Annotated in this window: 1 protein-coding gene and 1 pseudogene; both read right to left on the reverse strand. The window is 37.5% G+C overall.

Annotated elements, in window-relative coordinates; genetic code table 11:
- Nucleotides 1-330 (reverse strand): lambda exonuclease family protein (locus PVV65_RS04875; RefSeq protein WP_273789393.1); only part of this gene is annotated, 330 nt, incomplete at its 3' end.
- A 1-nt stretch (nucleotide 331) separates the two neighbouring features.
- Nucleotides 332-712 (reverse strand): annotated as a pseudogene (locus tag PVV65_RS04880) (recombinase); the annotation flags it as partial.

Genomic DNA, 712 nt, shown 5'->3' on the forward strand with positions numbered 1-712 from the left:
GCCATCTTTATCAATCAGTCCATCGGGGCTTGCCCCTGCCATTTGAATTGTAGGGTGTTGAATAAAGCCACATTGAGTGATTTGTGTATCATAAATGAAAGCATATTCTTTGAGAGCCTCCTCTTCATGCTCAATACCCCATTGCATAGCTGGTGTTATATAAGATTGACTTATTTCTCCAGTTAAGCGCTCTGTCATGAGTTTGATTTTGTAATCTTCATATTTGCTTGTAGGCGTTCCCTTTGCTGTTTTACTAAGAATGTTATAAATGTTTGAAGCGGTGACTTTACCTAAACGGGCTTGAAACCATTCTGCTGTTCTTTGTTGCATTTCACACCGCCGTTTGTTGTTCGTGAGACATTGGAGCATATTCAATATCTTGGATATGAATATATTCGGCATCTTGTGTAGGTGTGTCTGTTTGCTCTTGTTGTGGGAGATATTGTAGAGCTCTTTCTCTTTGAATATTTTTCTTTTTTTCCAACAGCTCTAAAACCTCTTGTGCTTTTTCATAAGATAGATCTGTTAGATTTTCGACATTTGCGTAAGAGAGAAGAGTATTTTCATTTGTTTCAGTTTCTTTAATTAACTGTTTGATTTGTTCAAGCATTGCATGAGAAACAAGTTGTACAGGTGTGGTGTCATTAATACGTTTAGCTTCGTCTTCTTCATAAATGCCAGAAAACCCGAAAGCATAGCGAGCGCATTGTAT

Origin of the sequence: Bartonella sp. ML70XJBT, assembly GCF_028618425.1 — a bacterium.
GTDB lineage: Bacteria > Pseudomonadota > Alphaproteobacteria > Rhizobiales > Rhizobiaceae > Bartonella.